This is a genomic window from Serratia sp. GW822-FHT06D09 (assembly GCF_058799515.1).
The window spans coordinates 15,176-35,037 of sequence record NZ_JBXALO010000018.1; the positions used below are offsets into that span (position 1 = coordinate 15,176).

The window sequence follows — 19,862 nt, forward strand, 5'->3', positions numbered from 1 at the left end:
AAGGCCAGCAATAATGCTGGCCTTAGTCTGATGACAAACACCCGAAAAACGTGGTTTTCGGATGTTTGGGGTAAATCAGAAGACATAATCCTTTGTTTTTATTCGTCCTCAGATCAGGGCTTTTAACTGCATAGGACTTTGTCAGCGATCTGAGGCCAGCAATAATGCTGGCCTTTTTATTGGGCTCGAAAACCCATCTTAATACCCTATGGATTTCAGGTTGTAGCCAGATGCCAAGCTATCTCATCCCCAGGAGCTTACCTTAGTCAGCGACTGGGGTGTGATAGTGCAGGTAACAACGCTACAGCCTGAAAGACGACGGGTATTTAGCCTGCTACCGCGATACGTTTCATATCCGTCATATAACCACGCAGCTTACGGCCAACGGATTCGATTGGGTGATTGCGCACCGCTTCGTTCACGTCACGCAGTTGCGCGTTATCTACGGAAGTCCCGGCCACGGATTTGCCCAGATCACCCGCCTGCAGGGTAGTCATGAACTCTTTCAGCAATGGCACTGCCGCATTGGCAAACAGGTAGTTGCCGTACTCGGCGGTATCAGAGATAACCACGTTCATTTCGTACAGACGCTTACGCGCAATGGTGTTGGCGATCAGCGGCAGCTCGTGCAGTGATTCGTAGTAAGCGGATTCTTCGATGATACCTGCGTCAACCATGGTTTCAAACGCCAGCTCAACACCGGCTTTCACCATTGCCACCATCAGTACACCGTGGTCAAAGTATTCCTGCTCGCTGATTTTACCTTCGAACTGCGGCGCGTTTTCGAACGCCGACTTGCCGGTCTCTTCACGCCAGTTCAGCAGCTTCACGTCATCTTCTGCCCAGTCGGCCATCATGCCGCTGGAGAAGGCACCGGAGATGATGTCGTCCATGTGCTTCTGGAACAGCGGCGCCATGATCTCTTTCAGTTGCTCGGACAGCGCATAAGCACGCAGTTTAGCCGGGTTGGACAGACGGTCCATCATCAGGGTGATACCGCCCTGCTTCAGTGCTTCGGTGATGGTTTCCCAACCGAACTGGATCAGTTTTTCTGCATAAGCCGGGTCGGTACCTTCAGCAACCAGTTTATCGAAGCACAGCAGTGAACCCGCCTGCAGCATGCCGCACAGAATGGTCTGCTCGCCCATCAGGTCAGACTTCACTTCAGCGACGAAGGAAGACTCCAGAACGCCGGCACGGTGACCGCCGGTCGCGGCAGCCCATGCCTTGGCAATCGCCATGCCTTCGCCTTTAGGGTCGTTTTCCGGGTGAACCGCAATCAGGGTCGGTACGCCGAAACCACGTTTGTATTCTTCACGCACTTCGGTGCCCGGACATTTTGGCGCAACCATCACCACGGTAATGTCTTTACGTACTTGCTCACCCACTTCAACGATGTTGAAGCCGTGAGAGTAGCCCAGCGCCGCGCCGTCTTTCATCAGCGGCTGTACGGCACGCACTACCGAGGTGTGCTGCTTGTCCGGCGTCAGGTTAACCACCAGGTCGGCCTGTGGGATCAAGTCTTCGTAAGTCCCTACTTTAAAGCCGTTTTCGGTCGCTTTACGCCATGAAGGACGCTTTTCGTCGATAGCTTCTTTACGCAGGGCATAAGCCACATCCAGCCCCGAGTCACGCATGTTCAAGCCTTGGTTCAGACCCTGTGCGCCACAGCCGACAATCACCACTTTTTTGCCTTTCAGGTAGCCGGCTTCATCAGCGAATTCTTCACGTGCCATAAAACGGCATTTACCCAATTGCGCCAACTGCTGACGCAGGTTCAATGTGTTGAAATAGTTAGCCATGGTGGTACTCCAGTTAGATGTTGTGTCTTGCATGTTATTTTCATTCCCCGCCTGTCTGTGCGGAGATTCGTTAAACTCAATGTATAACAGGAAACGCGTTGCTTAAATTGATATATTACGAATGTGATATTGCAATTTATGCAACACTCTTGCTGCGAGCGTACTGATATGGATTTGCGTGATTTAAAGCTGTTCCTTCATCTGGCCGAAAGCCACCATTTTGGCCGCACCGCCAAGGCGATGCACGTCAGTCCGTCGACGCTTTCCCGCCAGATCCAACGGCTGGAAGAGATCCTCGGGCAGCCGCTGTTTTTACGCGATAACCGCACCGTGCAACTGACCGATGCCGGTGAGCAGCTAAAAGACTTTGCCCAGCAGACGCTGTTGCAATACCAGCAACTGAAGCATTCTCTCGGCCAGCACGGCCCTTCGCTGAGCGGCGAGCTGCGGCTGTTCTGCTCGGTCACCGCCGCCTACAGCCACCTGCCGCCGATCCTGGACCGCTTCCGCGCGCAACATCCGCTGGTGGAAATTAAACTCACCACCGGTGACGCTGCCGACGCCGTCGATAAGGTTCAGTCCAACGAAGCCGATCTGGGCATTGCCGGCCGGCCTGAAACCCTGCCCACCAGCGTAGCCTTCACCAAAATCGGCGAGATCCCGCTGGTATTGATTGCCCCGGCTCTGCCCTGCGCCGTGCGCAGCCAGGCATTTGCCGAGCAGCCCGACTGGGCCAATATTCCGTTTATCCTGCCGGAGCATGGCCCGTCGCGAAAACGTATCGAGCTGTGGTTCCGTCGCCAGCGCATCGCCAATCCGCTGATTTACGCCACCGTCGGCGGCCACGAGGCGATTGTTTCCATGGTGGCACTGGGCTGCGGCATCGCACTGATCCCCGGCGTGGTGGTGGACAACAGCCCCGAGCCGGTACGTAACCGCATCTCACAGTTAGAAAATATTTCTATGGTCGAACCGTTCGAACTGGGCGTCTGCGTGCAGAAAAAACGCCTCAGCGATCCGCTGATCGACGCTTTCTGGCGCTTGTTATTAACGGTCAAAAATCCTTAACACGACACCATTGCTTTTAAACACGATCATTTGAAACGCGAGATAGAAATACCCCAGGGATTTCATGCTGCAGCTAGTGCAGCCAACAACGCTGCAGCTTGAAAGACGACGGGTATTTAGAGATCTGCCGGATCGACTTGTTTCATCGCCTCTACCTGCATCAACCAATGGTAAAGCGGCTCCAACTGCTGAAAAGCTTGCGCCAGCTTATGCGTCAGCCCGGCGTTGAATAACGTCTCCACCTGGCTGTCGGTGGCCATCACCGCAAAAGATTTGCGGTTGTACCAGGTGGCAATGTCTGCCGCCTGCTCTTTAACCAGCGGGCGTTTGTAGCTTTCCCCCACCAGCTCGAACGGCGGCTGACAACAGGCCGCGACCTCGAGAAAAGGCTGCGGCCGACGTTGCAGCGTATGACGAAACAGATCCATGGTTTGCTTGTTGGCACTGTAATAACCCAGCCCATAGCGCAACATGTCCGGCCCCAGTTCGAAGAAATAAACCGGGGCATCCTTCCAGTCTTTGCTCGGCCGTTTGAACGTCAACCACATGCGGCTGCGATAACGTGATTTATCATGAGAAAAACGCGTGTCGCGGTGTATACGCGACAGCGTTTTACCGATCGCCGGGCGGGTTTCAAACTGCGGATCGATCGCCAGCATCGTCGGGGCAAGCTCAGCCACCAGCGAGCGGAACGGCGTCAGCAGCTCACGATCGTAAACGCCGCGGTTGCCTTCAAACCATTCCTTGTCGTTCTCGATCCGCACCTGCTGAAGAAAATTCAGGCCCTGCTGGCTAAAGCCGTTAAATTTATCCGTCATGCGCCGTCCTTGTCGGTTCCCTCAGCCCTGCAAAAAGAAGCGGAACGCCGGGTTATCGGTTTCATCGTGGCAGTCGTAACCCAGCGCCTGCAAATGCTGCTCAAACTCAGGTTCGGTCTGCGACAGCTCAAAACCGGCCAACACGCGGCCAAAATCGGTGCCGTGGCTGCGGTAATGGAACAGCGAGATGTTCCAATGGGTGCCCAGAGTTTGCAGGAACTTCAGCAGCGCGCCCGGCGACTCCGGGAACTCAAAGCTGTACAGCCGCTCGCGCAGGGGTTTCGAAGGACGCCCACCGACCATGTAGCGCACATGCAGTTTGGCCATTTCGTCATCGGACAGATCCACCACCTGATAACCGTCGGCGTTCAGCTCGTCGATGATTTCCAGGCGTTCGGCATGGCCACGCGTCAGGCGGACACCGACGAAGATGCACGCGTTGTCCGCATCGGCGTAACGGTAGTTGAACTCGGTCACCGACCGGCCGCCCAGCAGTTGGCAAAACTTCAGGAAGCTGCCTTTCTGCTCAGGAATGGTCACTGCCAGCAGGGCTTCGCGTTGTTCGCCCAATTCGCAGCGTTCAGATACATAACGCAAGCCGTGGAAGTTCAGGTTGGCACCGGACAGCACGTGCGCCAGGCGCTCGCCCTGGATGTTGTGCTGCTGAACGTATTTCTTCAGCCCGGCCAGTGCCAGCGCGCCGGAGGGTTCGGCAATGGCACGCACGTCTTCAAACAAATCTTTGACCGCCGCGCAGATAGCGTCGCTGTCGACGGTGATCACGTCGTCCAGATATTCCCGGCACAGGCGGAAGGTTTCATCACCAATGCGCTTCACCGCCACGCCTTCGGCAAACAGTCCGACTCGCGCCAAATCTACCGGATGCCCGGCATCCAGCGCCGCGCGCAGGCAGGCGGAGTCTTCCGCCTCCACGCCGATCACTTTGATCTGCGGCATCAGCTGTTTGATTAACACCGCAACACCCGCCGCCAGACCACCACCGCCAACCGGAACAAACACCCGGTCGAGATGCGCGTCCTGTTGCAGCAGCTCCATTGCCAACGTGCCCTGCCCGGCGATCACCGTTGGGTGATCAAACGGAGGAACGAAGGTCATGCCCTGCTTGTGCGAAAGCTCAATTGCCCTGGCCTTGGCTTCATCAAAGTTGGCGCCGTGCAACAGTACTTCGCCGCCGAAACCGCGTACCGCATCCACTTTGATGTCTGCGGTGGACACCGGCATGACGATCAGCGTTTTGATCCCCAGGCGTTTTCCGGAGTAGGCCACGCCCTGCGCATGGTTGCCGGCCGAAGCCGTTACCACGCCGCGCGCTTTCTGCTCTTCGTTCAGGCTGGCGATCATGGCATAGGCCCCGCGCAGCTTGAAGCTGTGCACCGGCTGACGATCTTCGCGCTTCACCAGAATGGTGTTGCCGAGGCGCGAAGAAATTTTGCTCATGGCCTGTAACGGAGTGACCTGAGCCACCTCGTATACCGGCGAGCGGAGCACCGCTCGCAAATACTCCGCGCCGCAGGGGGCGTCGGGTAGGGGTTGCGATACCGCCATGATGCTTAGCCTCCCAGCTTGCTCTTGTCGCGTACTGCACCTTTGTCAGCGCTGGTTGCCAACATGGCATAGGCACGCAGCGCCAAGGAAACCTGACGCTCACGGTTTTTCGGTGTCCAGGCGCGATCGCCACGTGCCAGCTCAACTTCACGGCGTGCCGCCAGTTCGCTGTCCGAAACGTCCAGCACCATGCTGCGTTGAGGAATATTGATGTCGATCATGTCGCCATCTTCGATCAGCGCAATCAGGCCGCCGCTGCCCGCTTCCGGTGAAACGTGGCCGATTGACAGGCCCGAGGTGCCGCCGGAAAAACGTCCGTCGGTGATCAGCGCACAGGCTTTGCCCAGGCCCATGGATTTCAGGTAGGTGGTTGGGTAAAGCATTTCCTGCATGCCCGGCCCGCCTTTCGGCCCTTCGTAGCGGATCACCACCACGTCACCGGCAACCACTTTGCCACCGAGGATAGCGTCCACCGCCGAGTCCTGGCTTTCGTACACTTTGGCCGGACCGCGGAAGGTCAGGTTGTCTTTATCGACGCCGGCGGTCTTAACGATGCTGCCGTCCTGCGCCATGTTGCCGTACAGCACGGCCAAGCCGCCATCCTGGCTGAACGCATTTTCCAGCGAGCGGATACAACCCTCTGCGCGATCGTCGTCCAGCGTATCCCAGCGGCAGTCCTGCGAGAACGCCTGGGTGGTACGAATGCCCGCCGGGCCGGCGCGGAACATTTTTTTCACCGCCTCATCTTTGGTCAGCATGATGTCATACCGCTCCAGCGTCTGTGGCAGGGTCAGGCCCAGTATGTTGTTTACATCGCGGTTTAACAGGCCTGCGCGATCCAGCTCACCGAGGATCGCCAGCACGCCACCGGCACGGTGCACGTCTTCCATATGGTATTTCGGGGTGCTCGGTGCCACTTTACACAGGTGCGGCACCTTGCGTGACAGGCGGTCGATATCTTCCATGGTGAAATCAATTTCGCCCTCCTGCGCCGCAGCCAACAGGTGCAGCACGGTGTTGGTCGAGCCGCCCATGGCGATATCCAGCGTCATGGCGTTTTCAAACGCCGCCTTGTTGGCGATGCTGCGCGGCAGTGCGCTTTCATCGTCCTGTTCGTAATAGCGCTTGGTCAGGGCAACGATGCGTTTACCTGCGTTGAGGAACAGATCCTTACGGTCGGCATGGGTCGCCAGCAGCGAGCCGTTGCCCGGTTGCGACAGGCCCAGCGCTTCGGTCAAACAGTTCATTGAGTTGGCGGTGAACATGCCGGAACAGGAACCGCAGGTCGGGCAGGCGGAGCGTTCGATTTGTTCGCTGTCGGCGTCGCTGACGTTCGGGTTAGCCCCCTGGATCATTGCGTCCACCAGATCCAGCTTGATGATTTGATTGGAGAGCTTGGTTTTACCGGCTTCCATCGGGCCGCCGGAAACGAAGATCACCGGAATGTTCAGGCGCAATGACGCCATCAGCATGCCCGGGGTGATTTTGTCGCAGTTGGAAATGCACACCATCGCATCCGCACAGTGGGCATTCACCATGTATTCCACCGAGTCGGCGATCAGTTCGCGTGACGGCAAGGAATAGAGCATACCGCCGTGGCCCATGGCGATACCGTCATCCACCGCAATGGTGTTGAACTCTTTGGCAACGCCGCCTGAGGCTTCGATCTGTTCTGCAACCAGCTTGCCCAAATCACGCAGATGCACATGGCCCGGAACGAACTGGGTAAATGAGTTGACCACCGCAATAATGGGTTTGCCAAAATCGTCGTCGGTCATTCCGGTCGCGCGCCATAATGCGCGGGCACCCGCCATGTTGCGGCCGTGGGTGGTGGTGGCGGAACGGTACTTAGGCATGCTCTTCACTCCAAATGTATTTATTACAGGCGGCGAACGAACCGCCTGGATATTCTTGTCTGTCTGTCGTTTTACCCTAACAGGTAACGTCGTTATTTATGGGTTTACCGGATCCAGCCAGCCGTATTTGTCTTCGGTCTTGCCGGTAAACAGGCCAAAGAACGCCTGTTGAATTTGTTTGGTCACCGGACCGCATTTGCCAATGCCGACCTGGATGCCGTCGACGCTGCGCACCGGGGTGATTTCCGCCGCGGTGCCGGACATGAACACTTCGTCGGCCAGGTACAGCGATTCGCGGGACAGCACCTGCTCACGAACTTCGAAGCCCATGTCTTTCGCCAGTTTGATGATGGCGTCGCGGGTAATGCCCGGCAGCGCGGAAGAGGTGAACGGCGGGGTGAACAACACGCCGTCTTTCACTTCAAACAGGTTCTCGCCTGCCCCTTCGGAAATATAACCGTGCACGTCGAGCGCAATCCCTTCCTGATAACCGTGGCGGCGCGCTTCGCTGCCCACCAGCAGGGAGGAAAGGTAGTTACCACCGGCTTTGGCCGCGGTGGGGATGGTATTTGGCGCCACGCGGTGCCAGGACGAAACCATCGCATCGATGCCTTGCTCCAGCGCCTCTTCACCCAGGTACGCGCCCCAAGGAAACGCCGCGATAATCACGTCTGTCTTGTAGCCGGCCGGCGGGTTAACCCCCATGCCGACGTCGCCCACAAACACCAGCGGGCGAATATAAGCGCTGACCAGGTTGTTTTTACGCAGCGTAGCGCGACAGGCTTCCATCAGCTCATCAACGCTTTGTGATACCGGCATGCGGTAGATTTTTGCCGAGTCGTGCAGGCGTTGCATATGCTCGCGGTGACGGAACACCACCGGGCCTTTATGGGAGTCATAGCAACGAACGCCTTCAAACACCGAAGTGCCGTAGTGCAGCGCATGCGACATCACGTGCACTTTGGCGTCAGCCCAGGGAACCATCTCACCATTGAACCAAATGTAATCGGCTTTCTTCGTCATTGTTCTTTATCCTTCTCACGCATCAGGCGCTTATTTGTTGTGATGTTTGCTGTTGGATCTCAACGCAGGAGACGTCCATCAGTTTGCTCAACTGAGATGACAGTAGATCCACCGGACGCTGGCTGGCAACGGTCAATTCAATATTAATCTTGTCGGTATTTGACGCCGAAACCATATTCATAGCACAAACCTGAAAGCCACGATGACGCACGACGCGCAATACGCGCTCTAACATTTCAGGGCGAAAACGGGCCTGGATTGAGAGTTGATGCTGCATCATGAGATTTTCTCCAACATGGTTTCGTTACCGGCACCCGGCGGCACCAGCGGCCAGACGTTTTCGAGTTCATCGATCGATACGTGCAGCAGGTAAGGCCCTTCGCTGTTGAATAAGGCGTCGAGCGCGTCTGCCACCTGGTCCTTACGGGTGATACGCTGGCCGGGAATGCCAAAGGCGTTGGCCAACATCAGGAAATCGGGGTTATCGGAGAGATTGGTTTCGCTGTAACGCCCGTCAAAAAACAGCTGCTGCCACTGGCGAACCATGCCTAAACGCTGGTTATCCAGTAATACGATTTTCAGCGGCAGCTGTTTGCGTTTTATGGTGCCCAGTTCCTGTACGTTCATCATGAAGGAACCGTCGCCCGATACGCAGATTACCGTATCCTCAGGGCGCGCCATCTGGGCGCCAACCGCGGCCGGTACGCCGAACCCCATAGTGCCCAGGCCGCTGGAGGTGATGAAATTCTCCGGGCGCTCGAAGGTCATGTGCTGCGCACTCCACATCTGGTGCTGGCCCACGTCGGTAGTCACCACGCTGTTGGCCGGCTTGCGCTCGGACAGCTGTTTCAACAACAGCGGCGCGTAGATCGGCTGGCCCGGATGATCATAACGCCAGGTGTGGGCTTCCTTCAGCTCAACCACCCGCTGCTGCCAGGCGGCAATCTTCAGCGGCTGCTGCAACGCCGGCAGCAAGGCCTTCAAGTCGCCTTCCAGCGCGACGTGTGCCTGACGCAATTTGCTCATTTCCGCCGGATCGATATCCATGTGGATCACTTTTGCATGCGGCGCAAACGCATTCAGTTTCCCGGTCACGCGATCGTCGAAACGCGCGCCGACAGCGATCAGCAGATCGCACTCCTGCACCGCCAGGTTGGCGCCCTTGGTACCGTGCATGCCCAGCATACCGAGGTAATACGGGTGAGCAGCATCCGCCGCGCCCAACCCTTTCAGCGTGACAACGTTGGGCATTTGAGTCACTGCGATAAACTCACGCAGTGCCGGTACCGCCTGCGCCATGCCTACGCCGCCGCCGATGTATAACATCGGTTTGTGAGCCTGCGCCAGCAACTCGGCGGCCTGCGCCACCTCCGCCGCCGGGTAATGCAACTCTTCGACGACCGGCACCAGGTGCGGGTGCAGCTCGCCGTGGGCCAGTTGGATGTCTTTCGGGATGTCGATCAGCACCGGGCCAGGGCGGCCGCTACAGGCGATGGCAAAGGCTTCTGCCATGATGCCCGGCAGCGCGTCCAGTGATTCCACCAGGAAGCTGTGTTTGGTGCAGGCCAGAGACAGGCCGAGAACATCGATCTCCTGAAAGGCATCGGTGCCAATCAGCGCGGAACCCACCTGGCCGGTGATGGCCACTACCGGAACCGAATCCAGCAGCGCATCGGCCAGGCCGGTGATCAAATTGGTGGCGCCGGGACCAGAGGTGGCGATACAAACGCCGACTTTGCCGGTTGCGCGGGCATAACCAATGGCAGCCATTGCGGCGCCCTGTTCGTGGCGGCACAGTAGGTGTTCTACCCCACCGTCATACAATGCATCGTAGACCGGCATGATTGCGCCACCTGGATAGCCGAATACCTTATCAACTCCCTGTGCACGCAATGCTTGTACTACCCACTGAGCCCCGTTCATAGTTATTTCCCCGCCTTACTTCGACAACTGCAGGATTTTGTTCTGTTATTCATATTCTTATCCTCGCTTCACTTTTCTCTTGCCAATAAAAAACCCCCGGACCTTTCGGTGCGGGGGTTCTCTTGCGATTCCGGCTTGTTTTCTAAGCCATTCTTCGTCCAAGTGCAGCCCCGCACGGTGGGATAATAATCACCACCACGCTAATCACGACTAGGCTAATCACTTGGGCAAAGGCTTTCATAATGGGTTTGTTCACTGTGCTCGTTTCGAACTAATACCTACAGAGGTACCATAGTCCCGCGCGGCATGACAACACTTTTTTTGCGTTATTATTCGGCGCAATCTGGTCATACCTCGTGCAAAATGTCCGATATTCAAACGTTAGCCTGCACGCCTGAGGACTTCACGGCACCCGAGATCGCTTTACCGCGCGTGTCCTTGCCGAAGAACACCAACAACGCAATCACGATCGCCACCGTACCGGCAATCATCGCCATTGCCAGCCCATAATTATGGCCATGATGCTCGGCTATCGTCGCCTGCAGCGTGGCGTTGACCGAAGCAATCAGATTACCCAATTGATAAACAAACCCCGGCAGTACCGCGCGGGTATTGGCCGGCACCAATTCGGTAAGGTAAGTCGGCACCACGCCCCAGGCCCCCTGCACCATGAACTGCATCAGGAATGCGCCAATCCCCAGCATCAGCGAACCGCTGGAAAACGCCCACAGCGGGATCACCGGCAACGCCAGCAAGGCGGCAATGATGATCGCCTTCTTACGGCCGATTTTTTCCGACAGTGCCCCAAAGAAAACGCCACCAATGATTGACGCGATATTGTAGCTAATGGCAATGATACTGACGGTTTTAGGGTCGAAACCGTGCTGAACTTTCAAAAACACCGGATACATATCCTGAGTACCGTGCGAGAAGAAATTGAACGCCGCCATCAGCAGCACCAGGTAGCCGCACAGTTTCCAATGGCTCTTCAGCACCGGCAGCAATGCGCTGCTTTCCTTGCGTTCTCGGGCCGCCAGCCACACCGGCGACTCCTGCACGCAGTAGTAAATAAACGGCAGCAATAAAATGGGTGCCGCGCCGATCACGAACATGCCGCGCCAGCCGATAATTTCAAACAGCAGGCCATACACTACCGCCGCCAACAGGTAACCAAAGGGGTAGCCGGCCTGGAAAATCCCCGACATCAGGCCACGCGAACGATCGGGAATGGTTTCCATCGCCAGCGATGAGGACACACCCCAGATCCCGCCCATCGCCACGCCGTACAGTACCCGCAGCAGCAGGAATATCGTCAACGAGGGTGCCGCCGCGGACAGCAGTTCAAACACCGAGAAGAACACGATATTCAGCATCAAAATCGGTTTGCGGCCATATTTTTCCGCCGCACGGCCAAAGATCAGCGCGCCGATCGGGCGTACCGCCAGCGTCAGCAGGATCGCCAGCGTGACCTCTTCCATACCGACATGGAAAGATTGCGCGATATCGCTGAGCAGAAAGACCAGCACGAAGAAATCGAAAGCATCAAGCGTCCAGCTTGAAAAGCTGGCGATAGCTGCATTGCGTTGCAGCGGTGTCCAACCAAACATAATGTTATCCCTACCGTAGAGTACGAAGTCATGAGGTTTAGCGGCTGCCGCGGCAGAATGCAGCGGCGGTCGGATTGTGTTAAATAGGTGATTTTTATTTTAATCAATTGTTAAATACACCCATTTCCCCTCCGGTCGCAACATGGTTAGCCTGCTAATGTGTTGCAGCATTCGCGTAATTGTTAAGGGGTATTGCCGCCCTTTGCGAAGCCCTGCACAAAAAAAGGCTATCTATCTGAAACCAATAATTTTAATTACGGCTTATCGCGCAAATATTCCAAGGGTAAAGCGCGACGTCGCAACACATCCCGCATCATGTTGCCTTCAGCAAGGAGAGCAATATGTCACTGGCAGTGATCTATACCCGGGCCACACTGGGCGTTCAGGCCCCTTCGGTTACGGTGGAAGTGCATATCAGCAATGGGCTGCCCGGCCTGACGATGGTCGGCCTGCCGGAAACTACGGTTAAAGAGGCGCGTGATCGAGTGCGCAGCGCCTTGATCAATAACGGTTTCACCTTTCCCGCACGGCGTATTACCGTCAATCTGGCACCGGCCGATCTGCCCAAGGAAGGCGGTCGCTATGATCTACCGATTGCGCTGGCTATCCTGGCGGCTTCCGAACAGCTGCCGGCCGATAAGCTGGCTCACTATGAATTCCTTGGCGAACTGGCATTATCTGGCGCTCTACGGGGCGTCAGCGGAGCCATCCCCGCCGCGCTGGCCGCCATGGAGTCAGGACGGCAATTGGTTTTGGCGGCCGCCAATGGGCCAGAGGTGGGGCTAATTACGCAGAGCAAAACCCTGGTGGCGGACCACCTGTTGGAGGTGTGCGCCTTTGTGTTGGGTAAAGCGGATTTACCGGTAGCCCATGCGCCGCCGGCAATGAACAACGCGCCCGAACCGGCCGATCTGCAGGATATTCTGGGTCAGGAACAGGCAAAGCGCGCGCTGGAAATCGCCGCTGCTGGCGGCCACAACCTGCTGCTGGTGGGCCCGCCAGGGACCGGGAAAACCATGTTGGCCAGCCGCTTGAATGGCCTTCTCCCGCCGCTGACCGATCAGGAAGCACTGGAAAGCATCGCGGTGGCCAGCCTGCTGCATCATGCTGCGCAAGCGCTGCCATGGCGACAGCGGCCGTTTCGCGCACCGCACCATAGCGCCTCGATGGCCGCTCTGGTCGGCGGGGGTTCGCTGCCGAGGCCGGGTGAAATTTCCATGGCGCACAATGGCGTCCTGTTCCTGGATGAACTGCCCGAATTCGAAAGGCGGGTACTGGATGCGCTGCGCGAACCGCTGGAGTCCGGCGAGATCGTGGTTTCACGCGCCAGCGCCAAAGTCTGCTTCCCGGCACGGGTACAGCTGATCGCCGCCATGAACCCCAGCCCTACCGGGCATTACCAGGGCATGCATAACCGCGCATCGCCACAGCAGGTCCTGCGCTATCTGGGGCGGCTTTCAGGGCCCTTTCTCGATCGTTTCGATCTCTCGATTGAAGTGCCATTGTTGCCACCAGGCCTGCTTAGCAAAAAGCGCATTGCCGGTGAAAACAGCGCTCAGGTACGGGAACGTGTGCTGTTGGCGCGTGAAAGGCAGCTCAGTCGAGCGGGGAAGATTAATGCCCTGCTGAACAATCATGAGGTCGAACGGGATTGCCGACTTAACGACGCGGACGCGGATTTTCTTGAAACGACGTTAAACAGGTTGGGATTATCGGTTCGCGCCTGGCAGCGGATCCTGAAAGTGGCTCGCACGCTGGCGGATTTGGCAGGAGATCGGGCTATTGATAAGCGACACTTGAGTGAAGCGCTTGGCTACCGCAGTATGGATCGCCTGCTGCTGCAGCTGCACCGCAGCCTTGAATAATAATGGGGCCCAAAGGCCCCATTAAAATCAATCCTCGCTGTCGGTGTAATCTTCCACCGCATCAGCCTGCGGCTTACCGCCGGACAGAGTATGGAATTTTTTCGGGCGACGTGTGCGCGCCAGATATTTGGCCCATACTTTTTCCTGCTCGGTAACCGGCTCGCGCTCACCGTGGCACACTGCGACGAACAACTGTTCTTCTTCAGTGGCCGGCTGGCGTTTACCCGTATCCAGCTCGTTGAACGCATACCCGAAACGCTCTAGCAATTGCGCTTCTTTAATGGTGAAATCGCCGTGACGGGAGAACCCGCGAGGGTAATGTTTATTATCAAAAAATCGACTGGTCGTGGTGAAGCTATCCGCCATCTGACACGCTCCTAATTCTCTCATGGCCGTGCTGTTTATGGCGCGGAGTATTAGATAGGCTTGACATTGTGTAAAACAAAACATTTAAATCTTAACGATAAAAATTACTGGAGATGGGTGTGGATACCGAATTACTGAAAACCTTTTTGGAGGTCAGTAGAACGCGTCACTTTGGCCGAGCCGCAGAATCCTTGTACTTAACGCAGTCCGCCGTCAGTTTCCGCATCCGCCAGTTAGAAAACCAATTGGGCGCGAATCTGTTCACCCGTCACCGCAACAATATCCGCCTGACGCCTGCTGGAGAGCGGCTTTTGCCCTATGCAGAGAGCCTGATGATGACCTGGCAACTGGCGAAAAAAGAGGTGGTGCGTTCACTGCAACATACCGAGTTATCCATCGGTGCCACGGCGTCATTGTGGGAGGCTTATTTGACCCCCTGGCTGCAGTCGCTCTATCAGCAGCGTGAGGCGTTGCAGCTGGAGGCCAGGGTGGCGCTACGGCACTCTTTGGTAAAACAGCTGCATGAAAGACAGCTCGATTTGCTCATCACCACTGAACCGCCAAAGATGGATGAACTGGCCAGCCAGCTGTTGGGGAATTTCTCGTTGCGGCTGTTCTCTTCCACCCTGCGCGATCAACATGCGCCGATGCCCTATATCAAGCTGGAATGGGGGGCTGATTTCCATCAGCAGGAAAGCCGCATGCTGGAGAGCGACACTCTGCCGGTGCTCACCACTACCTCTGCGCATCTGACCCGGCAACTGCTGGAAACCACCGGTGGCTGCGCCTTCCTGCCCAGTCAGTGGGAGAATGATTACCCGCAGTTAACCGCCATCGCCGAGATCCCGGCCATTATCCGCCCGCTGTACGCCGTCTGGCTGCAAAATAGCGATCAGCAGCCGCTGATCCGGCAACTGCTGAAAATACCTTTGAAAACCTCAGCATGAGGCGCTATAACGGCTTCAAACGAGGATGCCGGGGTTGGGTTCGCCTGCTGAGCCAAAACGCGCTTATCGCCTTCTGAAGGCCGATAAAGCAGAACAGCAGAATACCGATAACGATTTTGGTCCACCACGAACTGAGCGTGCCGTCGAAGGTAATATAGCTCTGAATCAATCCCTGGATCAGCACGCCAAACAGCGTGCCCAAAACGGTGCCCACGCCGCCGGTCAACAAGGTACCGCCAATCACGACGGCAGCAATGGCATCCAACTCCACGCCGCTGGCCGCCAGGGCATAACCTGCCGAGGTATACAGCGAGAAAATGATCCCTGATAGTGCCGCCAGCGTGCTTGAGAGCATATAAATCAGTACGGTGGTACGCTGTACCGGTACGCCCATCAGCGCGGCAGAGACCCGATTACCGCCGATGGCGTAGACGTTATGCCCAAAGCGCGTACGGTGCGCCAGCACCATGCCGACCGCCACAACCAATAGCATCACCAGCGCCAACAATGTAAAGCGCCCACCGCCCGGCATTTTCCAGGCATAGTTCGCCAGCGTCACATACAGCGGATGATCGATGGGAATCGACTCCTCTGAAACAATAAAACTCATGCCCCGTACGAAGAACATTCCGGCCAGCGTAATAATAAACGCCGGTAGCTTCAGCACATCAATGATCCAACCCATCAGCGCGCCGAACGACGCCCCCATCAACAGCGCGATGATGAACGCATAACCCGGTGCAATGCCATAAGTTCCAATCAACTTGGCCAGCAGCACCCCGGTGAAGGCGATCACCGAGCCGACAGACAGATCGATACCGCCGGAAAGGATCACAAACGTCATGCCGACCGCGACGATGCCCAGAAAGGCGTTGTCGGTCAGCAAATCGCACCACACCCGTGTTGAGGCAAAGCCGGGAAACTGCGTCAGACAAAAAGCGTAGCCCAGAAGGAACACCAGGACGGTAATCAGCAGCGGAAGATTACGTTTGATCATGGTTTTCTTCTCCCAAGCAGGTGGCGCAGCGTGAAGCTGGGCGATTGCACCATCAACACCGCCAACACCACAATCGCCTTCAACACCAGATTAAACTCAGGCCGATAGCCGGACAGCAGAATGCCGGTATTCATCCCCTGAATAATTAATGCCCCCACTACCGACAGCAACAGGTTAAAACGACCGCCCAACAGTGAACCGCCGCCAATCACAACCGCCAGGATCGCATCCAGCTCCAACCACAACCCGGCATTGTTGGCATCAGCGCCACGGATGTCCGCCGTGACGATAACGCCGGCAACGGCGGCGCACAGCCCGCAGATCACATACACCGCCATCACCACCCAGCCGGTGCTGACACCTGCATTACGCGCGGAACGCAGATTGATGCCTACGGCTTCGATAAACAGTCCCAACGCCGTTTTACGCGTTAACAGCCAGATCAACAGCAGCATGACCGCCGCAATGATCGCCGGCATCGGCAAATACATCAGCGCACCGCTGCCGAGCCACGCCAACCCCTCTCGTTCAAAGGTGACGATTTGCCCTTCGGTAATCAGTTGGGCAATGCCGCGCCCAGCCACCATCAGCATCAGCGTGGCAACAATCGGCTGTATCTGCAGCACCGCCACCAAAAACCCGTTCCACAGGCCACACAGTGCGCCAACCGCCAGGGCGGCTGCCAGTACATAGCTCAGCGGATAACCGGCACTGGCCAGCGTTGCCGCCGTGGCACCGGCTATCGCCATCACCGCTCCCACCGAAAGGTCGATACCACCGGTGGCGATTACCAACGTCATGCCCAATGCCAATAACGCGACCGGTGCGCCGCGATTAACAATGTCGATTACGCTGCCAAACAGTCGACCGTCTTGAATATGCAGGGAAAAGAAATTCGGGGCGACCAGACTGTCGATAAGCAAAATCACCGCCAGCGCCCCCAGTTGCGTTGCTCCGGCAGGGATGACCCACCTGACTTTACGCGGCCCACTGGTCATGGAGAAACTCCTGAGGTTCATCCTGCCCCCTGTTGTGCGGCTATTACCTGCATGATTGCAGGCACCGTAATGGCGTTATGTTCAAGCTGCGCTACGTGTTTCCGGTCTCGAAGCACAACGATGCGATCGGCATAACCCACCAGTTCTTCCAGTTCGGAGGAGATCACCAACAATGCCAGACCTTCGTCACAGAGCTTTTCGATCAAGCGAATGATTTCGGCATGCGCACCAACGTCAATGCCGCGCGTCGGTTCATCCAGGATCAGAAAACGGGGTTTCGTCGCCAGCCAACGTGACAACAGCACCTTCTGCTGATTACCGCCGGACAGATACTGGATTTGCTGTTCTGGCCCAGGAGTACGAATGCCCAACAGTTGGATATAGCTTTCAGTAATGCGGGTTTGCTCTTTCAGCGAGAGCGGCCTTAGCCAGCCGCGTTGAGCCTGCAGGGCCAAAATGATATTTTCCCGCACGGTCGCAGCGCCGATGATTCCATCGGTCTTACGATCTTCGGGGCAATACCCGAAGCCGAGGCTGGCAGCGTTACGTGGCGTTCGGATGTTCACCGCACGCCCTTCGACTTTTACACTGCCGTTGTCGCGCGGTTTGATACCGAATATGAGCTGGGCCGTTTCGGTACGCCCCGATCCCAGCAGCCCGGCCAGCCCTACAATCTCACCCGGACGAATCTGCAGATCAAAGGGCTCAACCATCCCGCGCCGCCCATAACCGCTGAATTCAACCAACGATGGCGCCTTTGAGGGCGTATGCTCGCTGCGTTTCAGTAATGACTCATCAAACGCGTGGCCGAGCATCATCTGTACCAGTTCCATACGCGGTAAGTCGGCGGTGGCTTTCGTTCCCACTAACTTGCCGTTGCGCAGTACGGTGATGCGATCGCTGATGCGGTAAACCTGATCGAGAAAATGGGTAACAAAGATCATTCCCATTCCCTGACTACGGAGCTGGCTGAGAATGTCCAGCAGCATGCTGACCTCTTTGGCATCCAGGCTGGCGGTTGGCTCATCAAGAATCAAGACTTTGGCGGACAGATCGACGGCCCGCGCGATAGCGATAATCTGCTGGATGGCAATGGAGTAATTACCCAGCGGCTGGCTGACGTCCAACTGCAGCCCATACCTCAGTAAAAGCTGCTGAGCCTGGCGCAGCAGCTTTTTTTGATCGATCAGGCCGAAGCGCGTGGGCTCTCGCCCGATGAACAGGTTGGCGGCCACCGAGATGTTCGCCAGCAGGTTAACTTCCTGATAAACCGTACCAATGCCCAGTGTCTGCGCCTGCGCGGTGCTCTGCGGGGCAATGGCGATGCCTTCCAGTAATACCTCGCCGGCGGAACGCTGATAAACCCCGGTCAACGCTTTGATCAGCGTGGATTTCCCCGCGCCATTTTCGCCCAGCAGCGCCATGATCTCTCCGCGCTGCAACGTGACATCAACCTGCTCCAGCGCTTTTACGCCAGGAAATTCAACGGATAATCCCTTAATCGTCAATAATGTCGTCTGAGAGTTAGCCATCTGCTGCTCCGCCGGTGAGTAGATTAATAGCCCATGCTTTTCTTCAGCTCGAACTCCTGTTTAGCCGTATCCGGTTGCAGCAGCTTGGACTCGGTCTGGATAAACTTCGGCGGCAGGGTACCGTCTTTCTTCATCGCCAGCAGCGCATCAAACGCCGGACCGGCCATATTCGGCGTTAGCTCGACCGTGGCATTGGCTTCACCGTTCATCATTGCCTTAAATATGTCAGGCACACCGTCGATAGAAACGATTTTGATCTGTGAGCCCGGCTTTAAGCCCGCCTCTTTGATCGCCTGGATGGCGCCGATTGCCATGTCGTCGTTATGTGCATAAACGGCGCAAATATTTTTGCCGTTTTGCTCAGCCTTGATGAAGCTTTCCATCACTTCTTTACCTTTGCTGCGCGTAAAATCACCCGATTGCGAGCGGATGATCTTAACGTTGGCGGCGGAGGCTATGCCGTCAGCAAAACCTTTCTTACGGTTGAGGGCAACGCTGGCGCCCACGGTGCCCTGCAGCTCGACTACGTTGCAAGGCTTGCCGGCGACCTCTTTCACCAACCATTCTCCTGCGACTTTACCTTCGTGTACGCTGTCAGAAGCCACCGCCGCGGTATACAGCGAAGGGTCGTTTACCTCAATCATTCGGTCGAGCAGGAATACCGGGATCTTGGCTTCTTTGGCTTCCTGCAGCACAGGCGTCCAGCCGGTGGCGACAACCGGTGCAATGAAGATGGCGTCAACACCCTGAGCAATGAAAGATCTGACCGCTTTGATTTGGTTTTCCTGTTTTTGCTGCGCATCGGCGATTTTCAGCGTGATACCCCGCTTTTCCGCTTCCTGTTTCGAAACCTTGGTTTCCGCCGAACGCCAACCCGATTCGGAACCAATCTGTGAAAAGCCGACGACCAGCGGTGCCGCCTGTCCCGTACCTACCAAAGCGCCAGTAATGGCGGCCGCTAACAGCAGACGTTTAACCATGTTGTTCTCCTCGCGTTGCCTTGGCATGGAACCACGCCGGGCAGGGATTATCGTTGTTGTGTATGCTGCATTTTTTTCTGGTGAAGTGGATGTCCTTAGGGTTGGACACACATAAGGTGTAGTCGAAAATCGGGCAGGAATAATGCGCGGCATCACATCACGGCAGAACAACCATTTTGTACATGGATCCAGCTAAAAATGTCTAAATTGGGAACGATTTCGGTGGGAGTTTTAAGCGATCTTTCAGGGGAATTATGGGGAATGGGGAAATTTCACGCAAAAAAAAACCCTTCGCTTTCGCAAAGGGTTTCTAATATGGCAGGGGCGGAGAGACTCGAACTCGCGACACCCGGTTTTGGAGACCGGTGCTCTACCAACTGAGCTACGCCCCTAAATCTCGCTTAACATTATGCCCGCTAAGATAGCAGGCATAATTTAAATAAGTGGCGGAACGGACGGGGCTCGAACCCGCGACCCCCTGCGTGACAGGCAGGTATTCTAACCAACTGAACTA

Annotated in this window: 17 protein-coding genes and 1 tRNA gene; 3 read left to right on the plus strand and 15 right to left on the minus strand. The window is 56.5% G+C overall.

Annotated features, from left to right (window positions below):
• Positions 1-326: 326 nt before the first annotated feature.
• Complete coding sequence (gene ilvC / locus AC1RKG_RS24125; protein ID WP_046374902.1) at positions 327-1,802, minus strand: ketol-acid reductoisomerase; 1,476 nt, start codon at positions 1,800-1,802, stop codon at positions 327-329.
• Between the two features lie 168 nt (positions 1,803-1,970).
• Here ilvC and ilvY point away from each other — a divergent pair, with 168 nt between their 5' ends.
• Positions 1,971-2,870 carry an HTH-type transcriptional activator IlvY gene (ilvY, locus tag AC1RKG_RS24130; RefSeq protein ID WP_020837481.1) on the plus strand — a complete coding sequence of 300 codons (900 nt, stop codon included), beginning with the start codon at positions 1,971-1,973 and terminating at the stop codon, positions 2,868-2,870.
• 116 nt (positions 2,871-2,986) lie between these two features.
• Here the strand turns inward: ilvY and AC1RKG_RS24135 are convergent, their stop codons facing one another.
• From AC1RKG_RS24135 to AC1RKG_RS24170, 8 genes are all read right to left on the minus strand, one after another.
• Positions 2,987-3,688: a DUF2461 domain-containing protein gene (locus tag AC1RKG_RS24135; RefSeq protein WP_493183815.1), complete on the minus strand. Its 702-nt coding sequence runs from the start codon at positions 3,686-3,688 to the stop codon at positions 2,987-2,989.
• Positions 3,689-3,709: 21 nt separating this feature from the next.
• Positions 3,710-5,254 (minus strand): threonine ammonia-lyase, biosynthetic, encoded by a 1,545-nt coding sequence (ilvA, locus tag AC1RKG_RS24140; protein ID WP_041415091.1) that lies wholly within the window; start codon positions 5,252-5,254, stop codon positions 3,710-3,712.
• Between the two features lie 5 nt (positions 5,255-5,259).
• Positions 5,260-7,110: a dihydroxy-acid dehydratase gene (ilvD, locus tag AC1RKG_RS24145; protein ID WP_048762615.1), complete on the minus strand. Its 1,851-nt coding sequence runs from the start codon at positions 7,108-7,110 to the stop codon at positions 5,260-5,262.
• Positions 7,111-7,206: 96 nt separating this feature from the next.
• Complete coding sequence (ilvE, locus tag AC1RKG_RS24150) at positions 7,207-8,133, minus strand: branched-chain-amino-acid transaminase (protein ID WP_020837487.1); 927 nt, start codon at positions 8,131-8,133, stop codon at positions 7,207-7,209.
• A 22-nt stretch (positions 8,134-8,155) separates the two neighbouring features.
• Positions 8,156-8,413, minus strand: coding sequence for an acetolactate synthase 2 small subunit (ilvM, locus tag AC1RKG_RS24155; RefSeq protein ID WP_020837489.1), 258 nt, complete (start codon positions 8,411-8,413; stop codon positions 8,156-8,158).
• Positions 8,410-10,056, minus strand: coding sequence for an acetolactate synthase 2 catalytic subunit (gene ilvG, locus AC1RKG_RS24160; protein ID WP_020837490.1), 1,647 nt, complete (start codon positions 10,054-10,056; stop codon positions 8,410-8,412). The genes ilvM and ilvG overlap by 4 nt, the downstream gene beginning before the upstream one ends.
• Before the next feature lie 142 nt (positions 10,057-10,198).
• Positions 10,199-10,297 carry an ilv operon leader peptide gene (gene ilvL, locus AC1RKG_RS24165; protein WP_015962288.1) on the minus strand — a complete coding sequence of 33 codons (99 nt, stop codon included), beginning with the start codon at positions 10,295-10,297 and terminating at the stop codon, positions 10,199-10,201.
• Between the two features lie 133 nt (positions 10,298-10,430).
• Entirely contained in the window at positions 10,431-11,663 is a 1,233-nt protein-coding gene (locus AC1RKG_RS24170) for an MFS transporter (RefSeq protein ID WP_493183816.1), read from the minus strand.
• 341 nt (positions 11,664-12,004) lie between these two features.
• Between AC1RKG_RS24170 and AC1RKG_RS24175 the strand changes: the two genes are divergently transcribed.
• On the plus strand, positions 12,005-13,528 hold the full coding sequence (locus AC1RKG_RS24175) for a YifB family Mg chelatase-like AAA ATPase (protein WP_046374899.1): 1,524 nt from the start codon (positions 12,005-12,007) through the stop codon (positions 13,526-13,528).
• Positions 13,529-13,555: 27 nt separating this feature from the next.
• On the opposite strand, the gene AC1RKG_RS24180 is transcribed toward AC1RKG_RS24175, so the two are convergent.
• Positions 13,556-13,894, minus strand: coding sequence for a MaoP family protein (locus AC1RKG_RS24180; protein WP_020837497.1), 339 nt, complete (start codon positions 13,892-13,894; stop codon positions 13,556-13,558).
• Positions 13,895-14,013: 119 nt separating this feature from the next.
• Here AC1RKG_RS24180 and hdfR point away from each other — a divergent pair, with 119 nt between their 5' ends.
• Positions 14,014-14,841 carry an HTH-type transcriptional regulator HdfR gene (gene hdfR, locus AC1RKG_RS24185; RefSeq protein ID WP_041415741.1) on the plus strand — a complete coding sequence of 276 codons (828 nt, stop codon included), beginning with the start codon at positions 14,014-14,016 and terminating at the stop codon, positions 14,839-14,841.
• Between the two features lie 4 nt (positions 14,842-14,845).
• Here the strand turns inward: hdfR and yjfF are convergent, their stop codons facing one another.
• From yjfF to AC1RKG_RS24210, 5 genes are all read right to left on the minus strand, one after another.
• Positions 14,846-15,838 (minus strand): galactofuranose ABC transporter, permease protein YjfF, encoded by a 993-nt coding sequence (gene yjfF / locus AC1RKG_RS24190; protein ID WP_048762617.1) that lies wholly within the window; start codon positions 15,836-15,838, stop codon positions 14,846-14,848.
• Positions 15,835-16,836 (minus strand): galactofuranose ABC transporter, ATP-binding protein YtfT, encoded by a 1,002-nt coding sequence (ytfT, locus tag AC1RKG_RS24195; protein WP_493183817.1) that lies wholly within the window; start codon positions 16,834-16,836, stop codon positions 15,835-15,837. The genes yjfF and ytfT overlap by 4 nt, the downstream gene beginning before the upstream one ends.
• 17 nt (positions 16,837-16,853) lie before the next feature.
• A complete protein-coding gene (ytfR, locus tag AC1RKG_RS24200; RefSeq protein ID WP_197821658.1) occupies positions 16,854-18,368 on the minus strand; it encodes a galactofuranose ABC transporter, ATP-binding protein YtfR in 1,515 nt (504 codons plus the stop codon).
• A 23-nt stretch (positions 18,369-18,391) separates the two neighbouring features.
• On the minus strand, positions 18,392-19,348 hold the full coding sequence (gene ytfQ / locus AC1RKG_RS24205; RefSeq protein WP_493183818.1) for a galactofuranose ABC transporter, galactofuranose-binding protein YtfQ: 957 nt from the start codon (positions 19,346-19,348) through the stop codon (positions 18,392-18,394).
• A gap of 316 nt (positions 19,349-19,664) precedes the next feature.
• Positions 19,665-19,740: transfer RNA gene (locus AC1RKG_RS24210), tRNA-Trp, on the minus strand.
• Positions 19,741-19,862: the final 122 nt, after the last annotated feature.

Excerpts from the sequence above, each read along its gene's own strand:
- ilvL (WP_015962288.1), bottom strand. The coding sequence starts at position 10,297 with ATGAAAGCCTTTGCCCAAGTGATTAGCCTAGTCGTGATTAGCGTGGTG.
- ilvM (WP_020837489.1), bottom strand. The coding sequence starts at position 8,413 with ATGATGCAGCATCAACTCTCAATCCAGGCCCGTTTTCGCCCTGAAATG.
- ytfT (WP_493183817.1), bottom strand. The coding sequence starts at position 16,836 with ATGACCAGTGGGCCGCGTAAAGTCAGGTGGGTCATCCCTGCCGGAGCA.
- ilvG (WP_020837490.1), bottom strand. The coding sequence starts at position 10,056 with ATGAACGGGGCTCAGTGGGTAGTACAAGCATTGCGTGCACAGGGAGTT.
- ilvD (WP_048762615.1), bottom strand. The coding sequence starts at position 7,110 with ATGCCTAAGTACCGTTCCGCCACCACCACCCACGGCCGCAACATGGCG.
- AC1RKG_RS24135 (WP_493183815.1), bottom strand. The coding sequence starts at position 3,688 with ATGACGGATAAATTTAACGGCTTTAGCCAGCAGGGCCTGAATTTTCTT.
- ytfQ (WP_493183818.1), bottom strand. The coding sequence starts at position 19,348 with ATGGTTAAACGTCTGCTGTTAGCGGCCGCCATTACTGGCGCTTTGGTA.
- AC1RKG_RS24180 (WP_020837497.1), bottom strand. The coding sequence starts at position 13,894 with ATGGCGGATAGCTTCACCACGACCAGTCGATTTTTTGATAATAAACAT.
- ilvY (WP_020837481.1), top strand. The coding sequence starts at position 1,971 with ATGGATTTGCGTGATTTAAAGCTGTTCCTTCATCTGGCCGAAAGCCAC.
- ilvA (WP_041415091.1), bottom strand. The coding sequence starts at position 5,254 with ATGGCGGTATCGCAACCCCTACCCGACGCCCCCTGCGGCGCGGAGTAT.
- yjfF (WP_048762617.1), bottom strand. The coding sequence starts at position 15,838 with ATGATCAAACGTAATCTTCCGCTGCTGATTACCGTCCTGGTGTTCCTT.
- ytfR (WP_197821658.1), bottom strand. The coding sequence starts at position 18,368 with ATGGCTAACTCTCAGACGACATTATTGACGATTAAGGGATTATCCGTT.
- ilvE (WP_020837487.1), bottom strand. The coding sequence starts at position 8,133 with ATGACGAAGAAAGCCGATTACATTTGGTTCAATGGTGAGATGGTTCCC.
- ilvC (WP_046374902.1), bottom strand. The coding sequence starts at position 1,802 with ATGGCTAACTATTTCAACACATTGAACCTGCGTCAGCAGTTGGCGCAA.
- AC1RKG_RS24175 (WP_046374899.1), top strand. The coding sequence starts at position 12,005 with ATGTCACTGGCAGTGATCTATACCCGGGCCACACTGGGCGTTCAGGCC.
- AC1RKG_RS24170 (WP_493183816.1), bottom strand. The coding sequence starts at position 11,663 with ATGTTTGGTTGGACACCGCTGCAACGCAATGCAGCTATCGCCAGCTTT.